General features: G+C 51.4%; 16 protein-coding genes. 9 read left to right on the top strand and 7 right to left on the bottom strand.

Annotated elements, in window-relative coordinates:
- Positions 1-233 precede the first annotated feature (233 nt).
- A complete protein-coding gene (locus tag MHH78_RS26935) occupies positions 234-2,135 on the top strand; it encodes a beta-glucoside-specific PTS transporter subunit IIABC (protein ID WP_341169425.1) in 1,902 nt (633 codons plus the stop codon).
- 986 nt (positions 2,136-3,121) lie between these two features.
- On the opposite strand, the gene MHH78_RS26930 is transcribed toward MHH78_RS26935, so the two are convergent.
- Positions 3,122-4,015: a DUF2161 family putative PD-(D/E)XK-type phosphodiesterase gene (locus MHH78_RS26930; RefSeq protein WP_341169424.1), complete on the bottom strand. Its 894-nt coding sequence runs from the start codon at positions 4,013-4,015 to the stop codon at positions 3,122-3,124.
- Positions 4,016-4,185: 170 nt separating this feature from the next.
- Here MHH78_RS26930 and MHH78_RS26925 point away from each other — a divergent pair, with 170 nt between their 5' ends.
- Complete coding sequence (locus MHH78_RS26925; RefSeq protein WP_036721316.1) at positions 4,186-6,081, top strand: PrkA family serine protein kinase; 1,896 nt, start codon at positions 4,186-4,188, stop codon at positions 6,079-6,081.
- A 234-nt stretch (positions 6,082-6,315) separates the two neighbouring features.
- Here MHH78_RS26925 and MHH78_RS26920 read toward each other — a convergent pair whose 3' ends face one another.
- Positions 6,316-7,197: a hypothetical protein gene (locus MHH78_RS26920; RefSeq protein WP_341169423.1), complete on the bottom strand. Its 882-nt coding sequence runs from the start codon at positions 7,195-7,197 to the stop codon at positions 6,316-6,318.
- A 160-nt stretch (positions 7,198-7,357) separates the two neighbouring features.
- Here MHH78_RS26920 and MHH78_RS26915 point away from each other — a divergent pair, with 160 nt between their 5' ends.
- The 5 genes from MHH78_RS26915 to MHH78_RS26895 all read left to right on the top strand — a co-directional run bounded on the left by MHH78_RS26915 (position 7,358) and on the right by MHH78_RS26895 (position 11,151).
- Positions 7,358-7,945: a TetR/AcrR family transcriptional regulator gene (locus MHH78_RS26915; protein ID WP_341169422.1), complete on the top strand. Its 588-nt coding sequence runs from the start codon at positions 7,358-7,360 to the stop codon at positions 7,943-7,945.
- Between the two features lie 144 nt (positions 7,946-8,089).
- Positions 8,090-8,533 carry a flavodoxin domain-containing protein gene (locus tag MHH78_RS26910; RefSeq protein ID WP_341169421.1) on the top strand — a complete coding sequence of 148 codons (444 nt, stop codon included), beginning with the start codon at positions 8,090-8,092 and terminating at the stop codon, positions 8,531-8,533.
- A 66-nt stretch (positions 8,534-8,599) separates the two neighbouring features.
- Positions 8,600-9,532, top strand: a complete 933-nt coding sequence (locus MHH78_RS26905) for an AraC family transcriptional regulator (protein ID WP_341169420.1) — start codon at positions 8,600-8,602, stop codon at positions 9,530-9,532.
- A 41-nt stretch (positions 9,533-9,573) separates the two neighbouring features.
- Positions 9,574-10,506: a VanZ family protein gene (locus tag MHH78_RS26900; protein ID WP_341169419.1), complete on the top strand. Its 933-nt coding sequence runs from the start codon at positions 9,574-9,576 to the stop codon at positions 10,504-10,506.
- Between the two features lie 39 nt (positions 10,507-10,545).
- Positions 10,546-11,151, top strand: coding sequence for a DJ-1/PfpI family protein (locus MHH78_RS26895; RefSeq protein ID WP_341169418.1), 606 nt, complete (start codon positions 10,546-10,548; stop codon positions 11,149-11,151).
- 74 nt (positions 11,152-11,225) lie between these two features.
- Here the strand turns inward: MHH78_RS26895 and MHH78_RS26890 are convergent, their stop codons facing one another.
- Entirely contained in the window at positions 11,226-13,643 is a 2,418-nt protein-coding gene (locus MHH78_RS26890) for a transglutaminase domain-containing protein (protein WP_341169417.1), read from the bottom strand.
- A gap of 242 nt (positions 13,644-13,885) precedes the next feature.
- Positions 13,886-14,629, bottom strand: a complete 744-nt coding sequence (locus MHH78_RS26885; RefSeq protein WP_341169416.1) for an MBL fold metallo-hydrolase — start codon at positions 14,627-14,629, stop codon at positions 13,886-13,888.
- A 94-nt stretch (positions 14,630-14,723) separates the two neighbouring features.
- Here MHH78_RS26885 and MHH78_RS26880 point away from each other — a divergent pair, with 94 nt between their 5' ends.
- Positions 14,724-15,062, top strand: coding sequence for a Uma2 family endonuclease (locus tag MHH78_RS26880; RefSeq protein ID WP_341170386.1), 339 nt, complete (start codon positions 14,724-14,726; stop codon positions 15,060-15,062).
- A gap of 107 nt (positions 15,063-15,169) precedes the next feature.
- Here MHH78_RS26880 and MHH78_RS26875 read toward each other — a convergent pair whose 3' ends face one another.
- The 3 genes from MHH78_RS26875 to MHH78_RS26865 form a co-directional block, all read right to left on the bottom strand.
- Positions 15,170-16,567, bottom strand: coding sequence for a SpoVR family protein (locus MHH78_RS26875; RefSeq protein WP_341169415.1), 1,398 nt, complete (start codon positions 16,565-16,567; stop codon positions 15,170-15,172).
- A gap of 157 nt (positions 16,568-16,724) precedes the next feature.
- A complete protein-coding gene (locus MHH78_RS26870) occupies positions 16,725-17,144 on the bottom strand; it encodes a hypothetical protein (RefSeq protein WP_341169414.1) in 420 nt (139 codons plus the stop codon).
- A 142-nt stretch (positions 17,145-17,286) separates the two neighbouring features.
- Positions 17,287-18,204 carry an ArsR/SmtB family transcription factor gene (locus MHH78_RS26865; protein WP_341169413.1) on the bottom strand — a complete coding sequence of 306 codons (918 nt, stop codon included), beginning with the start codon at positions 18,202-18,204 and terminating at the stop codon, positions 17,287-17,289.
- A gap of 227 nt (positions 18,205-18,431) precedes the next feature.
- On the opposite strand from MHH78_RS26865, the gene MHH78_RS26860 reads away from it, so the two are divergent.
- Positions 18,432-20,228: a glycoside hydrolase family 2 protein gene (locus MHH78_RS26860; RefSeq protein ID WP_341169412.1), complete on the top strand. Its 1,797-nt coding sequence runs from the start codon at positions 18,432-18,434 to the stop codon at positions 20,226-20,228.
- Positions 20,229-20,234 lie beyond the last annotated feature (6 nt).

Raw genomic sequence — 20,234 nt, 5'->3', positions numbered from 1 at the left:
TGCAGGATTGCTACTCGGAACAGAGGCAAAACCTAAACCCGGACAGTGCTGGAGGCAGAAGACTGCCTTTCCCCGCTGATCGGCGTTTAGGTTTTTTTAAATATAAAAATTTATATGTTTCACGCTATGAATTATCCTTCTATTTCTCGCTGAAACGGTACCGTCCTTTAAAAGGACGGCGAAGCCGTTTCTGCTTGTGCGGAAAACATACTACATCTAAGGAGCAACATCTTATGAATACAAAAGAGCTGTCCAAAGAAATATTGAAGCTTGTTGGCGGAGAAGACAATATCGATCAGGTAACCCACTGTATGACCCGTCTGCGCTTCAACCTGAATGACAACAACCGTGCGGACAAAGCGGCGCTGCAGAAGACGGACGGGGTTATGGGCGTGATGATTAACGGCGGGCAATTCCAGGTCATTATCGGCAATGATGTGCCGGTGGTCTACAATGAGCTGATTGGCAATATGTCCGTTTCTCCTGAGAAGAAGGCTTCCGGTGACAAGGTGGAGAAAACGAAGCAGAATCCGCTCAGCAAGCTGTTTGACTTCATCTCGGGAATCTTCACACCGATCCTGCCGGCCATTACCGGTGCGGGGATGATCAAAGGGATTGTCGCCCTGCTGGTGGCGGTGGGCTGGATGGGGACAGAGAACTCCACGTATATCATACTATCGGCGATCGGGGACGGTGCCTTTTACTTCCTGCCGATTGTTCTGGCCATCAGCGCTGCCCGTAAGCTGGGAAGCAATATGTACATCGCTGCTGCGATAGGTGCGGCCATTCTGCATCCGACCGTCACCACGCTGCTGGGGTCCGGGGAGCCTGTTACCTTCGCTTCACTGCCGGTGGTAGCTGCAACCTACGCTTCGTCCGTCATTCCGATTGTGATTGCAGTATGGCTGGCCTCCTATGTGGAAAAAGCCGTTGATAAAGTAACCCATGCTTCCCTTAAGCTGATTATCGTTCCGACGGTTACGCTGCTGGTCATTGTGCCGCTTACCCTGATTGCCGTAGGCCCGCTGGGAGTAATTATCGGGGATGGCCTGACTGGAGGGATCAGCTGGCTGTTCGAGAATACGGGATTGTTCGCAGGCCTGCTGCTGGGCGGAACCATGTCGCTGCTGATCATTACCGGGATGCACTATGCTCTGATTCCAATCATGATCGCATCCATTGCACAGCTTGGCTATGACTATATGATTCCGATTATGATGGTAGCGAACTTTGCCCAGGCGGGCAGTGCGCTAGGTGTCTCACTGAGAACGAAGAACAGCAAGCTGAAGTCCCTCTCCCTGTCCACAAGTATTACGGCTTTCATGGGGATTACAGAACCGGCTATGTACGGTGTGAATATGCGGCTTAAGAAACCGTTCATCGCTGCCCTGATCGGCGGAGCCGCCGGTGGTGCGTTCCTAAGCTTGTTCAAGGTAAAAGCGTATGTCATCGGCGGACTCGCCGGACTCTCCGGCATTCCGATGGTTCTCGGTGCGACCTTTGTCTATTCGGTCATCGGCTTCGCTATCGGTGCGGTAGTTGCTGCGATTGTCACTTACATTATCGGCTTTGAGGATGAGCCGGAAGCTGCTGCTGCGCCTGCGGTGACTCCTGCCGAGTCTGTAAACGCATCTGCCGCTATTACTACTGTAATCGGCGCTGCTGCTGAGTCTACGATGGTGAATCAAGAGGTATTCAGTCCGATTGCCGGAGCGGTGAAGCCGCTCAGCGAAGTGAGCGACCCGGCCTTCTCGGAGGAGATTATGGGGAAAGGGTATGCCATTCAGCCGTCCGAAGGCCGCGTAGTCTCGCCGGTCCAGGGAACGGTGTTCTCGCTCTCGAAGAGCGGACATGCCATTGGTCTGGTCAGCGACAGCGGAGCGGAAATGCTGATCCATATCGGCATCGACACGGTGAAGCTGAAAGGCCTGCATTTCTCGCCCAAGGTAACCGCCGGAACCCGGGTGGCTGTCGGCGATCTCCTGATGGAATTCGATCTGGCCGAGATCGAGAAGGCTGGCTATAGCACGATTACGCCGGTTATTATTACGAACATCCAGCAGTACCAGTCCATCCAGTCTGCTGGCGCCACCTCGGTTAAGGAGAAGGAGCTGCTGTATACGGTGCTTGCTTAGGGCGAGCTAGGAGCGAATAAGCGAAGGGCTGGGGCTTGGAGTGAATGAGCGAAGAGCTGGGGGCTTGGAGTGAATGAGCGAAGAGCATGGTATAAACCAGTAGGATATTCTAGAGTATAGATCAGGTAAGTGGATAGAGAAGGTACAAAGGAGTTGTCGCTCGCAGCAGGTCTGCGTACGGACAACTCCTTTTGTGCTTGTATAGTTGGCACGAGAGATGATTCGCAGGCCGAATGTGTGCGGAAAACCGAACACAATGTGATGGACGAGGGTAAGCGGGCCGAATGTGTATGGAAAACCGAACACAATGTGATGGACGAGGGTAAGCGGGCCGAATGTGTGCGGAAAACCGAATACAATGTGATGGACGAGGGTAAGCGGGCCGAATGTGTGTGAAAAACTGAGTATCAATGTGTTGGCGCCTGTCCAGTAACTTTATTCTGTGGAGATAGGTGGAAAAAGAGCATCTAATTTGACTGGATTCCTCGAATTTGGGACTTTAGTTGGAAAAAGTACATTTATTCAGCTGAAATGTGCTACTTGAGACAAAATGGTGGAAAATAAGTGTTGTTTATCCAACTAATCTTTTGCGCTGGGAAAAACTCAACTATTTAAGTGTTGATTTTCCAACTATTGGTTGGGCCGTCGAGCGGGAACGCCTCACAATTGTGTGAATGTCCATGTAAAGGGAGGCGCTCCCGCTCGGGTTCGGCAGGTGGAACTGCGGACGAATCGGCAGGAGCAGCCGGCCCAGGTCCGGCAGGTGGAGTAGTGAGCGGATGCGTAGGCGCGCGGCCCAGGTCCGGCAGATGGAGCAGTGATCGGACAGATGGGCAGACACGGCGGCCTGGGTCCGGCTGTTGGGGCTGCGAACGGATAGGCAGTCGCAGCAGCCCAGGTCCGGCAGATGAGCTGCGAACGAATCGGCAGGACCTGGGCTGAGGGCGGGACGAATCCGCTGAGATCCGCTCCGGCCGGGCGCGGGCCTACAGCTTGCCCGCGCTGACCTCCGCGATCCGGGCATACTCGATCAGCGCGGCTTGTCCGGCGGCCGTGAGCGTGTAGCGGCCGCGCTGCACCCGGAAGAACCACGCATAGTAGTTCTTCTGCAGGATCGCAGCGGCGCCGGGCACGCCGCTGCGCTTCCGCAGCGCGGCGGGCGTGACGCCGCGCGCGCCCTCCGCCCGGCTGTGCGCAGCCGCCGGGCCCGCACCCGCAGCGGCATCACCGGCCGCCGCTGCTGCCGCACCCGCGGCCGCCGGCTCCCCGGCGGCCCGGGCAGTGCCCGGCGCGCCGCTTAGCGCCGCGCGCCCTCCGCCGAGGCCGGCCGCTCCGGCGGCTTCGGCCTCCAGGGCCTGCAGCGCGAGGGCCACGCGCAGCGCCTTCTCGCGGTAGGCAGTCACGAGCTTGACGCGCGTGCTGCCGCCGGTGTTGTAGTCCCCGCTGCGCTCGCGGAACTCGTAGAGCAAGCGCTCGCGGCGGCGCACCGCGCTGCGGGCCTGCGGCGGCGCGTCGCCCGGCTCCGCGAGCACCTCGACGAGCGGGGCCTTCGTCTTGTAGAAGACGACGGTGATCAGCCCGAGGCCGAGCCGGCGGCACAGCCCGGTGAGCTCGCCCCAGCGCTGGTTGACCGCGCCCTTCTTCTCCCTGACGCGTTCTACCGCGAGGTAGACGTTAGGGCTGAGCCGCAGCCGTTCAATCCCCTGCAGCAGCAGGGCGAGATTGAACGATTTTTTCATCTCCACAATGAGTGGCTGCGCCTCGTCCTCCCGGATGCCCACCAGATCACAGGTCCGCACCTCACCCTTGATGTCATAGCCTTGCCGTTCAAAAAAACTCTTCAAAGGAGCATACAGCTCCGTCTCCTGCTTGATTGCCATTCGTATTCACTCCTGCCCTGAATTGCAGCGTAATTATAATAGAGAATTTATGATTCTCTATTATAGCACAGCAAAAAAGAGGTCAACTATTCCGGGCTCGCCGCATAGGTATGTAATACACTTTCTAAGCTTGGTGGAGCAAGTAGGAGCGCAAGAGGAGGCAGCGAGCCATGGATATTTTTGAGCGTATAGCAACGCATCGGGCTGAGAACGACCGTTTGGCGTGGAGCGGCACTTTCAAGGACTATATAGAACTGCTTAGAGTAGACCCCTCTCCCGCCAAAACGGCTCATTCCCGCGTATACGACATGATCAAGTCACACGGCGTCGAGGACATTAACGGACGTAAACGGTATAAGTTTTTTGAACAGGAGATCTTTGGACTGGATCGTGCGGTGGAAAAGCTGGTCGAGGAATACTTCCATTCCGCAGCCCGAAGGCTGGATGTGCGCAAACGGATTCTGCTGCTGATGGGACCGGTCAGTGGAGGAAAGTCCACCTTGGTAACGCTGCTGAAGCGCGGCCTGGAGCAATATTCGCGCACGGATGCGGGTGCGGTGTATGCCATTGAGGGCTGCCCGATGCATGAGGACCCGCTGCATCTGATTCCGCTGGAGCTGCGGCCTGAGATCGAACGCGAGCTGGATGTACGGATTGAAGGTAATCTCTGCCCATCCTGCCAGATGCGGCTGAAGAATGACTACCACGGGGATATTGAACGTGTGGCGGTTACCCGGGTGCTGTTGTCGGAAGAGGAGCGGGTAGGGATTGGTACATTCAGCCCTTCCGATCCGAAGTCGCAGGATATCGCGGATCTGACCGGCAGCATCGACTTCTCCACCATTACCGAATTCGGCTCGGAATCCGATCCGCGGGCCTACCGCTTCGACGGAGAGCTGAACAAGGCCAACCGCGGGATCATGGAATTCCAGGAAATGCTGAAATGTGACGAGAAGTTCCTGTGGAATCTGCTGTCGCTGACTCAGGAAGGCAATTTCAAGGCCGGGCGGTTTGCGTTAATTTCGGCGGATGAGATGATTATTGCCCATACGAATGAGACCGAATATAAATCCTTCATTTCCAATAAAAAGAACGAAGCGCTCCAGTCCCGCATGATCGTCATGCCGGTTCCCTATAATCTGCGCGTCTCTGAAGAGGAAAAGATCTACGCCAAGCTGATCGGCCAGAGCGATATGAAGCATGTGCATATTGCCCCTCACGCGCTGCGCGCGGCGGCGATCTTCTCAATCCTGACCCGGCTCAAGGAGAGCAAGAAGCAGGGGATGGATCTGATCAAGAAGCTGCGTATGTACGACGGCGAAGAGGTCGAGGGCTACAAGGAAGCAGATCTGAAGGAGATGCAGACCGAATACTTAGATGAAGGCATGTCCGGCATCGACCCGCGTTATGTCATTAACCGCATCTCCAGCGCCCTGATCAAAGGTGATCTGCAGTGCATGAACGCGCTGGATGTGCTGCGGGCGATCAAGGACGGACTGGATCAGCATCCTTCGATTACGAAGGAGGAGCGCGAGCGTTATCTGAACTTTATTTCCATTGCCCGCAAGGAATACGATATTCTTGCCAAAAGCGAAGTGCAGAAGGCGTTCGTTTACTCTTTTGAAGAATCCGCCAAAACGCTGTTCGAGAATTATCTCGACAATATCGAAGCCTTCTGCAACTGGTCCAAAATCCGCGACCCGCTTACCGATGAGGAGATGGAGCCGGATGAGCGGCTGATGCGCTCCATTGAAGAGCAGATCGGCATCTCGGAGAATGCGAAGAAGGCCTTCCGGGAGGAGATCCTGATCCGTATTTCGTCCTACTCCCGCAAGGGCAAGAAGTTCGAGTACAACAATCACGACCGGCTGCGGGAAGCCATCGAGAAGAAGCTGTTCACGGATCTCAAGGATATCGTCAAAATCACCACTTCCTCCAAGACACCGGATGAAAGCCAGCTCAAACGGATCAACGAGGTCAGCCGCCGCCTGATCGACGAGCACAACTACTGCCCGATCTGTGCCAATGAGCTGCTGAAATATGTCGGAAGCCTGCTGAACCGCTGACGGAGGCGGCTTCACGGATACTGGGGACCGGGGACTGCCATCAGGCAGTCCCCTTGTCTGTCCCGGAGCTAATTAAGACTTGTACGCTCAGCCAAAAGGGAATATCCCAGGCCATGGTGATGGCTTAGGGATATTCCCTTTAGTCTAGCGAAGCGCCTGATGGGCGAATCCGTGCGGACTGGAGAACCGGCAGTGTCAGGGGACTCCTTATCTTCCTGAAGACGGCTAATTCTCCTAATCCTCCTGAGAGTCCTTAGGCTCCTGCTCCTTACCGCCAATCTTGAAGCTTAATTGGCCGTTATATTTGCCGAGCTGTCCGCCCACGCCGATGCCTGCGCCTTCGCCGCCGCCGAACTGGGCTTTGGCCTCAGCCCCGATGCCCTTGTTGCCGCCGAGCTGAACATGAGAGTCAAAGCCTGCACCTTGACTAAGCCCCAGATGAGCACCCGCATCTGCATTCAGCCCGTGATCGCCCCCGGCCTGTGCGCCCAACTTGACATCTGCGCCTTGCCCGCCGCCGAGCTGGGCCTTGCCTTGTGCAGCCACCCCGTATTTGCCGAAGGCCTGGGCTTCGGCGTTCACTCCGAGGCCCTGCCCATTACCTAAATGGGAATCGCCTTGCGCTTCAATGCCATAGGAGCTGCTGCCGATATGGCCGTCTGCCTGCATACTTGCGCCGCTGTACGCCAGGTTTCCTCCGGCATTCATGCCGATGCCGTGTTTACCCCCTAACTCGCCTCCTACATCGACATGAATTCCCTTTCCGCCGGCCTGACTTGCCCCGGGATGGCCATCCACCGGCTTGTTCGCGGCAGCCGGATGTCCGCTTTCCAGGATCGTCTGCGGCTTGCTGGCATTCTGAATCTGCTGCCAGCCGTCCATGTTGTCCTCCGCATGGTCATTCTCGAGCTTATGTGGAGCGGCCGGAGGTTCGGAGGCCCTGACAGTCTGCGTATTCCCGGCAGTTGCGGAATTCTTAGCAATCCCCGGAGTGGTCTCTTCAGAGGTCTCCGAACGTACCAGGTAGTGGTAATGCGAATAAGGGTAGGGCTGCGGCAGATGCCGATAGCCTGACGGATGAGCTGAACTGTTCGAATCTTCGTTCCTGTAATTCATGCGGGAACCCTCCATTCTTGAAGTCATTACAATAGCCTATTCACCGAAATGGGAAGTGATTCGTATCAGATGAATATAAAAGTGCATTGTAATGCCTTCAAGGCTATGCTACATTATGAATGAATTATATATTATTCACTCAGGCGCGGAGGGCTTACGGATGGAAGATAAGAAGGCTGAGATTTTCAGATGCGGCAAAGAGCTGTTCAGCTCCAAGGGCTTCAAGGACACCAATATTTCCGACATCACCAAAATGTGCGGATATGCCGTAGGCACGTTCTATAATTATTACGCTTCGAAAGAGAAGCTGTTCATCGATATTTATCTGCAGGAGAACGAGAAGCTGAAACGGAGTATCCTGCAATCTTCGGTCAATCTGGACGACGAGCCTGCCAAAGTGCTCAAAGAAATCATGGCGCTTAATTACAGCGGGATCAATACGAATCCAATCCTGAAGGAATGGTACAACAAAGCTCTTTTCAGCAAGCTGGAGAAGGAATTCTATGAGCATGGCGGAATAGAGGGTATTCATGAAATGATGAACAGCGGCACACTGGAATTAATCCGGCACTGGAAGACCAAGGGGAAAATCAGAACAGATCTGGAGGACGGGATGATTCTCGCCTTGTTCAACTCCGTGCCGTATATCGACATTCACAAGGAAGAGATCGGGGTTAGCTATTTCCCGCAGATCCTGGACTATTTGGTCGAATTTATAATGAAAGGCTTGACGGATACACAGCATTGACAAAGGTCTCCGGCATCGCTTTGCTGGCGGCAGAATACAGTATTAAATGTTCAGTGGATATCCTGGGCATTTTATTTTGGCTTGAAATGAATGAATTTAATTAAGTTCATTCATATTTTAAATATAACGAATTGAGGCGCCATTATGAAGATTATCGTTATTTACCGATCCGGCCGCAGCATGAACACACAGAAGATTGCAGCCGCTATGGCTGAAGTGTTAGGGGCAGATTTGGCCAAAGTGGAGGACGTAAAGCCTGAGATGCTGTCCGTATATGACCTGATTGGCCTCGGTTCAGGCATTTACGCCTCCAAAATTCACCGCAGGATGTTCAAATTCATCAAGAGAATGCCGCTCCGGGACAAAAATGTCTTTATTTTCTGCACATCCGGCTCTGGAGAATTCAAGAATCAGGCGCTGGTTGAGGCCAAACTGGCGGCCAAGGGCAGTAACGTGATCGGTGAGTTCCATTGTCCCGGGGAGTTCAGCCCGCTGGGCTTCAATCTGGATAAAAAAGGGCATCCCGATGAGCTGGATGTTGAGAAAGCCCGCCTGTTCGCAGCCGCTATATTTGACAAGATTGTCTGAAAAGCTGATTATATAGCAAGACTGGATCAGTCCCGGAGGCCGCCATCTGCTATAATGTATGCACCTATGTATACTGAAAGGCCGGTGGAGTCACTGAATTACAGCAGAGAGATCGGGCGGAGTATTGATTATATTGAGGAGCATCTCATGGACCCGCTGACAGCGGAGCAGATTGCGGCGTATGCGGGTTATTCGCTGTTTCATTTTTGCCGGATGTTCAGCCAGTCTCAGGATATGCCGGTCATGGAATATGTGCGCACCCGGAGATTGTCGCGGGCTGCCGTTGAATTGTTCAACGGGCGGAGAATTACGGAGATTGCGCTGGAATATGGCTTCGAGACCCCCGGGGGCTTCGCCAAAGCCTTCCGCAAGACCTACGGCTACAGTCCCTCCCAGTATGCGGCGCGGATGAGCGGGTATCTCCGGGACAGGTTGGAGTATGAGATTAAGGCGTATATGGCAGAGCCAGTAAGGGTGGAGCGGCCTGCTTTTAACGTAGCGGGTTACGGGATTGAGACGAATGTGGAGGCGGGGAATGCTACGCAGGATGTCGCTTCTTTCTGGTATAACTATGAGGGCGATAATCTGGAGGATCAGATGTACGCAAAGCTGAATCCGCCGAAGCACGGGGAGGTCGGCTTATGTATACCGTCAGACGCTGGCGGTAATGCTGTGTATCTGCTGGGGGTTATAGTGGAGGACTTCAGTAAGGCCACTCCTGACATGCTTACGGCTGTTGTGCCTGCGGCGCAGTATGCGGTATTTACGACACCACCGGTAGACGCTACCGATGAGGCGGGAGCGGAGACTTTTGCCGAGGTGGTCAAGAGTACCTGGAGATATATCTTCGAGGACTGGTTCCCGGGAAGCGGCTATGTGCACGACGAGGACAAGCTGAACTTTGAGTTCTACGACGAGCGCTGTCACGCCCGGGTGGATTCGGTGATGGAGATTTATGTTCCGGTGCGTGAGCGCGGGTTTCATGAAACCGTTAAATAGGTTATAGTAATATGTGGAAAAATAGTATGAAGGAGCTAACCATGGTCAAACAACGCAAGATTCTACTAACAGTAACCGTATTGTACACGCTGCTTGTGCTTTATTTTATGTTCTTTGCTTTCGGCAGAGGAGAGGCTTCGGATCATACCGTTTACACCTTTATTTTCATGCCTGAAAACTTCATTTTGATGCCGACTCCGTCTGATCTTTTTCCTCCCACCCTGATGGATTTGGTGGGTTTCGGGAACACGCTTGCGTTTGTTCCTTTCGGTATATTGATTCCATGGTTGTACCGGGTCAGCTTCGTCCGGTTCATCACCTTGTTCTTCATCGCGATTCTTGTGCTTGAAACGCTCCAGGCCCTTACCTTCCTGGGCAGCTTCGATATCAATGATGCTCTTCAGAATTCGGTTGGTGCAGCCCTTGGTTTCGGGGCGTACAAGCTTGGCTTCCGTTACCGGAGCCTCGGGCGCAATCTGGCGGCAACGACTATAGCGGGGTTGGTCCTTTTTATAGCTTTATGGGGACTAGGCGCAACGGTAAACAAAATAATAACTAAAGTAGAGGGGCCGTTCACAGCGATCACGGAATGGACGGACACCTCGGGCAATTCATCCGCAGACAAACCGGACAGCATTCAAATCAACGGACAGAAGATACCGCTCCGCTCTAACCTGTATGGCGCTGAAGGCGGAGATTCCAGAACATTCACGTACAAGTCTGAGGGACAGACGACTTTCTGCTTCACTTTCGGAAACCCCGAACCAACGGATTATTCCGGTGAGATCAGTATTACCCGGGATGGCCAGGAATTCTTGAATTATACTGGAGATTTTCAGCGTACTAATCCTGAACAGTACCCTGTGGTATACGAGATGCCGGTTGAGCCAGGGCAAGAGCTGAAGATCACGATTAAGGGCGAATTGAAAGTATGGGATGTGGGGTATAAGAAGATGCAGTATTTCTGGCAATGAGTACTTAATCTTCTGTTCAGAGAGGATGGGTGACGGTACATGAGAATGGCATTTGTTCTGTTTGACGGCATGACCAGCATGGATTTTGTGGGGTTCTATGAAGCGGTGAGCTGGGTGGCGATCCTGAAGGCGAAGGAGAACGTATCCTGGACCTTCTGCGCTAACAAGGCGGAGGTGAGCGATGACCGGGGGTTGACTATCAAGGCTAATGAGATACTGCCTGATCTGGGGACATTCGATCTGGTGTTCCTCCCGGGCGGCCATGTGACCCGGACGCTCCGCTACGATGAGGACTTCATAAGCTGGATACGGACGGCAGAAGGCGCACGCTATAAGGTCTCGGTCTGCACAGGTGCATTGTTGTTAGGTGCGGCAGGATTCTTAGAGGGGAAAAAAGCGACCACGAACTCATCGGCCTACGATCTGCTTGCCCCTTACTGCGGGGAAGTCATTAAGGCCCGGGCCGTCCGGGACGGCGACACCTTCACCGGAGGCGGTGTGACGTCCTCAATCGACCTCGGCCTGTACCTGATTGAGTGCTTAGTGGATACAGACACTGCACGTCTGGTGCAAAAAAGACTGGAGTACCCTTACTACCAGGCAGGTAATCTGAGCGATGTCTATTATCCGTATGAAGAGGAATAGACAGAGGGTCGCCGGCAATTTAGAATGTAAGAAAAGGCAAGCCCCTGCTGCGGGGCTTGCCTTTTGTCCGTTTATTATTGCCCGGCTGCAGCGTCCAATTGAACCGCAACGTAGCTTCCCAGCTCAACCATGCCTGCACTATCCAGCTTGGCGGCATCGTATTGCTTGATGACCTCGGCGGTTTTCTGCATGAGCTCCGAGCTGTCGGTATTGCCCAGAACGCGCAGAACTACCAGCGTCTCGCCTTTCTTCAGCTGTTCGGCCAGCTTGGTCTTGTAGGCTTCCAGGGAATCTACTTCCAGTCCTTGCGTCACGTAATAATCGTAGGCATTGCTGGTGGCCTTGAACTGAGGCAGCTCATGGTCCAGCCAGTAGGCCTTGTCCATCACATACTCTACATCGGAGGCTGTAGCGTCATTGGAGTTATAGAGCAGATAAGGAAGTCCGGTATTGGTGGCGTTATTGGTCGGGTCAACGTTGACCCATTCGTCGCCGATCTTCACCTTGTTCCAGGCGTGATTCACGCCGCTCATGGTTCCTGTGACGACCATCGAAGGGACCTGGACGAGATCAGAGAGCAGCTGGAAGGTATGGGCATAGCTCATGCATACGCCGACTTTTTTAACCAGAATGCCATAGGTATTGAAAGAATCGTTATACTTCGCATCTACTGTCTTGAACTCCTGCTCCATGGCATTCTCCAGTGCAGCATCGTCATAGGCGGTGTTATCATTCAGATAATCGTAGATCGCCATCTGCTTCTCATCCGCGCTCATGCCTTCCTTGATCACACCAGCGATTACTTTATCTGCCTCGGCAAGGATCTCCTTCTGCTTGGAGCGGATGATCTCGGCAGAATCATCGTACTTCACATTCAGCGTCAGCTTCTCATAATCGTAGCCATAGCCGCGGAAGCCGAGAATGAGCGGGTTCTGGTAGACTACCTTCTCAATTACATCCACCAGGGTACGGGCATTCTGCGCCTCCGGGAAGGCTTGCAGCGAGATTTCGGTGTCGCCGTTCATCAGGGTCAACGCGAGATACTCCTCTAGCGCAGAGTCTGCATGAATCAGATCTGCCCGGATCGTGGTGCCCGGAACCGCCTGCTTGTTGCCTTCCTCTACCTTGCTCTTGGTATTTTCTTTTTGCTGGTCGATGACATTATCTCCAGGTTCACTGGCGTTCCCGTTATCGTTGTTGTCAATGATGGTCGGTACATCCGGTGCAGGCACATAATCCGTGTCATTCTGCGGTTCCACATACCCGGGATTCGCCTTGTTGCTCTGGGCGGCTGCAAGACTGGTAATATCCGCTTCCGTCAATTGCGTAACCTGAACATATCCCTTGAGCGCAGTACCTTGAAGCGTGTACGGGACATCGGTTGGGCCGGAAGCCTTAAGAGTCACAGCTCCGGTGTCGTACATCACTGTTACTGAGGCTTTGGAGCCGTCAATGAACTGGACCGGAACGGTCTTGGGCAGCTCTTTGGCATTCTTGTACAATTTCAGGTTGATGTTATCCTCAGGAGCCACAGTGCGCGGCAGACGTTTGGATAACGCTACGGTATCTGCCGAACGGCTGAACCGGGATTCTTTGTCCCCCTGAACGGCAGTGACGTAATATTCCCCCTGGACATTGTTATTCTGTACGCTCGTAATCATCTCATCTACTACACCGAGCGCACCGCGTCCGTCCTTCATGAAATCGTTATACGAAGTGCCCTTCACGGTTGCAATCAGCAGCGGACGCTGATCCGCATAGCCCTGCTCGGCGCCGCTGAGCGGCTCATTGATATTCTCCATTGTAATATGGGAGGCGCTGTAAATATTGTAGCTCTCCGCGCCCGGAACTTCATTCCACACCAGAGTCAGTCTTCCGTCAGGACTGATGTCGGCTTGCAGCGTCGGCGTGGGCAGATCCGATTTCACCGTGAACGGAATGATCACTGGCTGCTTCAGCAGAGTAGGCGACTTGGCATCCAGGTCATAGTTGAGCCGGATGTAGTAGACAGGCGCGTTTCCCCAGGAGCTGGCTCCGGTAGCGCGCAGGGAATCGGAGGGAAGGACGCCGAAGCCGAGCGGCTTGATGGAGTATACGCTTTTGCCGTCAACAAGCTGTGAATCCTCAAGGGTTGCGACCTTGCTCTCCGGCAGCGCCTCGATATCGGTATGTACGGATAACGTCTTGCCAATGGCTTCTGAGCCAAGATCGGTATTGAATCTGAAGATGAATTCCATATCCTGCTCCACATTATACATAGGCATGATGCCCGGACTTTGATCTGCTTCATCTGAATCATACTTCTGCTTCAGATCGTACACGGTCTGTGAAGCCTCCGGCGGAGGGTTCCCCGAAGTGTTCTTCGTCTCGGCAGTTGCCGTGGCGGCCGGGCTGGACGAAGGTGCTGGACTTCCTTCTTTGCTGCCCCCCATGCAGCCTGTCAGAATCACACACATGATGAGCAGCAGTATTGCCATTTGTTTCACTTTCACTTACGTCCTCTCCCGTCTGGTTTCTGTATGAGGGTAATTATAGACCATCCAGAATTACCCATTATAAATCACAGGAGATATTTAACCCATACAGATACTATTAAAACAAAATTGGGATAATTTATATTTAAGTATTTTTTGCAGCAGGGGATATGGGGGCGATGGGAAGCGGGGATTTATTATTTTCTGGGCAACACGCTTGTCATACTTTTCGACATTTCTTTAGTATTTGTTTAAGCCGTTTACGCTTTTCTGACAAGCTCTTGGAGCTGGTCATTAACGTTACCCTTACATAATCCTCCGTGATAACAAATAACCGATGTAATGTCGAAGTCTAAATATTTTTCTAGGGAACGGAAAGCTGTGTTCATATCCGGTGTGGAATGCGGGTGGGGTCCCCTCAAGATGCCTTCCACACTGAACATTGCATCACCAACAACAAGGGTTTTGCTTTGTTTCAAATAAAGACTAATATGTCCAGGCGTATGCCCAGGTGTATAGATAACTTGAATTCCCCCGCAATACGGAAGCTCTTGTCTGTCAGCTAAGGTTCTGTCAACTTTGGCCTTAGGAGAGTTCTCTAACAAGTAGGCTACTACTTTTAAACGTTCGTCTTCCGGAAGGGATTCTAATTGCCAAGCCATACTATCGAGATTCACTTTCATAAGGGGCAATTGGCCTTCAATATATGGTTTATCCAGCTCATGAGCGTATACTTTAATATCTCCATCAGATTCCTGCAGGATTTCAGGAAGACTGCCGATGTGGTCAATATCTTGATGAGTTAATATAATTGCTTTCAACTTATCCATAGAGACTCCACACTCGTTCATGGCTGCACGTATTTGCTCGAATTGACCGGGTGTGCCGGTATCAATTAAAACAGCAGCTTCATCGTCCCAAATCAGGGTAGGATTCAATTCTTGACGACTGCCGAATACTTCAACCTGCAATTCCAGCATTTCTACTCCATTCGAAATTTTCATCTTTTCTTCTCTCCTATTATATGAATTAGTACTCTTTATTATATAAACGAATTGGAGCCATCTAAAGATACGGGGGCACTGAGTATTCGCAGCCATTCATGTTTTAATTCAGTTACACTCCACTCTGTCTGTAGTCTGTTCGAAGAATCAGATTTCCAAGAACGGCTGCCACGGCGCACCTAATCTGATTATCGAAGTGTTATCTCCGTCAACGGCACTCAAGGACTTTAATGAGAAGTTCAATCTGTACCAGAAGTACGGCGTACAGGAATATTGGATCGTCGATCCCGGCAATCGTACGGTTCATGTATATACGCTTCTGTATGGCGTATATCAGGTACGGGACTTATATTCGGAGCAGGATAGCGTGCGGTCGAATGTGTTTAGAGATTTTCAGATACCGCTTGGCAAGCTGTTTGACTTGGAAGTCTAATACTACAAGTAGAAACGGATTCGCCGTCTTATATTTTCAAATAAGCCGCAGTTGAATTGCATTTCGCAATCCGCCTGCGGCCTATTAGACGAGCATATACATATTACCTACATAAACTTCCGCTGCACCTTCTTACCGTCATAGGTAAAAAGGGCTTTTTTGTCTTCGACAACAGTCTGGAGATGCACGGTGCGGCCCCAGAGGGCGTAGATATGCGGGAGCGTGCGCTCCAGATATTTCAGATCCAGCTCGATGCTCTCATAGCGGTGGGCAATCAGCAGTTCGCCGTTCCGCTCATAATCGGCATCCTGGATGACGAGGTACGGGGAGCCGCCGTTCACCCGGGCCAGCACCAACTGGTCGCGTACATTCTCCCACGCTTTATCGGTGATTTTCCATTCAGGTCCCTTTTTCTCGAATACATAGAGGTCCAGGTCGTTCACCAGCTCCTTCGACAGATAGCTGCGGATGAAGGAGAGGTCGGAATCCAGCTCGCGCACCTCGAACATTTTGTCCCGGTCCCAGCGCTTCTCAATGTCCTCGAAAATCTTCAGGCCTAGGTAATACGGGTTCAGGCTCTGGCGGGAGGGCTGCACCACCGATGAATTCAGCTTGGCGTATTCGACCGTCTCTTCGGCAGTCAGGTCCAGCTCGCGCATAATCCGCTGATGCCAGTAGGAGGCCCAGCCCTCATTCATGATCTTGGTCTCCATCTGCGGCCAGAAATAAAGCATTTCATCATGCAGCATAGTCATAATATCGCGCTGCCAGTCCTCCAGGGCGGTGGAATACTGCTGGATGAACCAGACGATGTCCTTTTCCGGCTCCGGGGGGAAGGTGCGTTTGCCAGCGGTTTCCGGCACTGGCGGGACGTCATCACTCTTTTCCAGATCCCACAGCTCACTGTAAGCATTAGCCGGTCCAGGCCCGCCGGGAGGGGAGTCCTTGCGCTCCTTCATCTTGGCTTCGAGCAGATGGGTCTTGCCCAGCTTGCGCGGCTGGATCAGGCTGGGATCGATATGCTCTTGGATCGCCAGTACCGAATCTATGAAGCCCTCCACCGTATCAGTGCCGTAGGTGACTGAATAATCATTGATCCGGTCGGCAGTGGCTGCCATGCTCTCGACCATATCCCGGTTGGACATGGAGAAGCGCATATTGTTCTTGAAGAAATCGCAGTGCGCCAGCACATGCGCGACGATAAGCTTATTCTGGACCAGGGAGTTGCCGTCGAGCAGGAAGGCGTAGCACGGGTTGGAGTTAATGACTAGCTCATAAATTTTGCTCAGGCCGAAATCGTATTGTGACTTCATCTTGTGAAACGTCTTGCCGAAGCTCCAGTGTCCGAACCGGGTGGGCATCCCGTAGGCACCAAAAGTATAAATGATATCCGCAGGACATATCTCATAACGCATCGGATAAAAATCGAGGCCGAAGCCGGTAGCAATCTCCGTAATCTCGGCAATCGCCCGTTCCAGCGCTTTTATCTCATCATCACCGGGCATGCATCCATCTCTCCTTCCAGCTTGTAAACCGTTCTTCCTATGTATATGGGGGGAGGGGAGGGAGTATGATGGGCATGAGCATTGCATGAGGGGATAGAAGAGTCATTGTACAAAAAAATAGCCTAACCACAGCGAATACGCTAAGGGATTAGGCTATTTAATCGTTTTGGGTCTTGTTCACTAATTGTGCAAACTCCTCTTCACTATCACTGTAAGTGGATATTCCATCTCTACGATCCTTTTGAGCTTGTTGAAGTTGGGAGAGAACACCTTCATCTTTGAATATGACCGAGGTCATTTGTTTCTTTTGTTTGTCTGTAAGTGTCCTAGTCATTCGAGCGGCTCTAGGTCTTCTAAAGGCACGAATTTCAACCTTCAACTCCTCGTTTCCAGTGTGCGACACAATCACGCCATCCTTAGATTGAAGCAATTCTTTCGTCGCCTCTTTCGGGTCCTGAATGGCACGGATCAGTGCGACTTCATCCACAAACTTAGTGTTGCCTTCGGTATGTGACGCAAGGATTTGCAGCTTGACGTATTGATCGGGATAAATCTTACGAACCTCTTCCCATTGCATGGCTGGCACCTCCAATTAGGCTTGTCCTTTTATTGTACCAGAATATGATCCATAAAAAAGCTCTCCAAAACGATCCTGCATCGTTCATGGAGAGCTTTTTGGCGTAAGCATCTTGGCGGTTCAAGCCCAGCTTAAATCTTCCTTATTCCGCTTCCGTGTAGAATATTTTAAGCAGCATATTCTGCGGATAATTTCCAAAGTGCTCTCCAAATATGGTAAGTCCCCCTTTGTTTGTAGAATTCTCATCAATCCCAATCCTCAGCTTAATGAAGGGGGAGTCTTCGATCTTTAGATGGGCGAGTGTGACTGATGATATTTTCTGACCGTCTATTCCAGTATCCTTCTTGGTGACTCTTAAATGCTTCAAAAGTCCATACTGGCTTAGTTCGTTATCCCACCAGTTTGGTGTTAATTTCCCGCGCACATCTGAAAAATTACCCGGAGCCGTCCAGGTGCCTAAAAAAACATCGTTGATATAAAAGGCGATATCACTTGGCCAATTATTGTTGGACCCAGGAAACTCTGAAGATAGCTCCAAGGATAACTCTAATAATTCTGCAGTAAAATTTCGGTTAAAATCATTCGGAATCATATATTCAACGAAGCCTTCCGCAAACCAAACTAAAGAAGCATCGATCCGGTCATTGGAGACGAAGGTCCGTTGATCATCTAACTTTCCGATTACTTTAGTCTGGCTGGCTAATCCACAGGTAGGGGTGACTGAAAAGTTAGAATAGTATCCCAGCTTGATTTCATTCGTAATGACTTTAAAAGGAAGATGGAGCTTTTGGGGTAAGTTGAGGGCAATATGATCAACGGCAAGCACAAAACTCTTCTTTCTGTTATCGGTACTCTCTAAGTTGTCCTGGAGCTTGATGATCTTGGCGTCCTCCAGTAACCGGATATGGCGTGAGACGATCGCTTTGCTTAAGTTAAGCTTTGTGGCGAGTTCACTGACCGTAAGCGGTGTATGTAACAATAGTCTGAGAATCGAAGCTCTGGTGTCAGATGCCAGTGCCTTCAGAACAGAAATACCATGATCATCGAGTTCTAAGAACATATGGACCTCCAATTGTTAACTTTTTGGTTTACAATAAACGATCTGGTTAAGCGCTGATTTTATTTAGTATACCACAAAGTTGAAAATCAGGAATAACGCTGATATAGCCTTGAAAGAACGCTTTCATCATGATAGTATTTGCTTGCTTGCGGGGGAGATTTATTGCGATAACCACAAAGAAGTTAACTTTTATTGTTGTGGACTACTAAGATAGGAGCTGAAGCTAGATGACACACAGGATGGAATATCCGCGTCCGCAGTTCGTCAGAGACGCATGGCTTAACTTAAATGGAACCTGGCAATTTGAATTTGATGACAGCAATGAGGGAGCAACGCAGCGATGGTTTGATCCAGGTGAGAGCTTCAGTCAGACCATTGAAGTTCCCTTTGCGTTTCAGACCCCTGCCAGCGGAATACACGATACCACTTTTCATGACTATGTTTGGTATAAGCGCAATTTCACCCTCAATTCGGACTGGTATCAGAAGCGGGTGATATTACATTTTGGAGCGGTAGATTATCGGGCTTGGGTGTATGTGAATGGTCAATATATCGGGATGCATGAGGGTGGACACACTTCATTTTCGTTTGATATTACACATGCCTTGACCGGACAGGAGGAACAGGTAACAGTTCATGTGGAGGACCCTTCAACAGACGAGACGATCCCCCGGGGCAAACAGTTCTGGTTAGAGAAGCCGGAAAGCATCTGGTACACCCGCACAACAGGGATTTGGCAGACCGTGTGGCTGGAGGCGGTCAACCCTGTGCATATTCAGCAGGTGAAATTTACGCCGGATTTGGATCAAGGGAGTGTTGGGATAGAGGTTAAATCGGAGGGACATGGATCAGAAGAATTAGATTTGGATATTCGTATTTCTTTTGGCGGAGAGCTTGTTATTCAGGACCGGGTACGATTATTACAGCCTATAACAAGCAGAATAGTAGATCTGTTTGGTCTGAAAATATTCCGCACAAACTTTCACCGCGCCGGCTGGACATGGAGCCCGGAAGCTCCTAATTTGTTCGATGTGGAAATGAAGCTGTACGATCACGGGGTTGAGGTGGACTCGATAGAGTCGTATTTCGGCATGCGGAAGGTTCATACAGAGAACGGTATGGTCTATCTGAATAACAAACCTTATTATCAAAAGCTTGTACTGGACCAAGGGTATTGGCAGGAAGGACTGCTTACAGCGCCAACGGATGAACACCTGAAGACAGATATTGAATTAGCCAAAGAACTAGGGTTCAACGGTTGCCGTAAGCATCAGAAGGTCGAGGACCCCCGGTTTTTATACTGGGCTGACCGGATAGGGTTCCTGGTATGGGGAGAATGTGCGGCGAACGCCTCTTACAATAATGATGCTGTAGCCCGGTTAACCAAAGAATGGATTGAGATTATTGACCGTGACTTCAATCATCCCTCGATTGTGGCCTGGGTCCCGCTTAACGAGAGCTGGGGCATTCCGCTGGTGAAATCGGATAAGCAGCAGCAGTATCACAGCGTAGCCATGTATAGTCTGATTCATTCCTTGGATAATACCCGGTTAGTCATATCGAATGACGGATGGGAAATGACGCTGACGGACATTTGTGCGGTACACAATTATCAGCATGGCAGTGCAGATGAGCCCGATAAGTATGAGGAATTTAAAAGGATTCTATCCACAAAGGATACGATGCTTGCATCCAATCCTTCAGCCCGCAGTGTGTATGCAGACGGTTATGAGCACCGGGGCGAGCCCATCTTGTTAACTGAATTCGGTGGTATTAGCTATAAAGCTGGCGCTGACGACGGCTGGGGATATACCAGTGCACAATCTGCAGAGGATCTTGTTCAGGAATACGGAAGAATCATGAAGGCGGTATACGCGTCCAAGATTATTTATGGATATTGTTATACACAGTTAACGGATGTGGAACAGGAGATTAACGGCCTGGTAGCCTATGACCGGACACCCAAATGCGATCTGGCGTTAATTAAAGAAATTAATGATCAGTGGCATCTGCGGACCATTTAAGCGGAC

This window comes from Paenibacillus sp. FSL H3-0333, assembly GCF_038002805.1.
GTDB lineage: Bacteria > Bacillota > Bacilli > Paenibacillales > Paenibacillaceae > Paenibacillus_AQ > Paenibacillus_AQ silagei.
The sequence above is the reverse complement of the archived record's forward strand: the minus strand, read 5'-3'. Positions and strand labels throughout refer to the sequence as shown.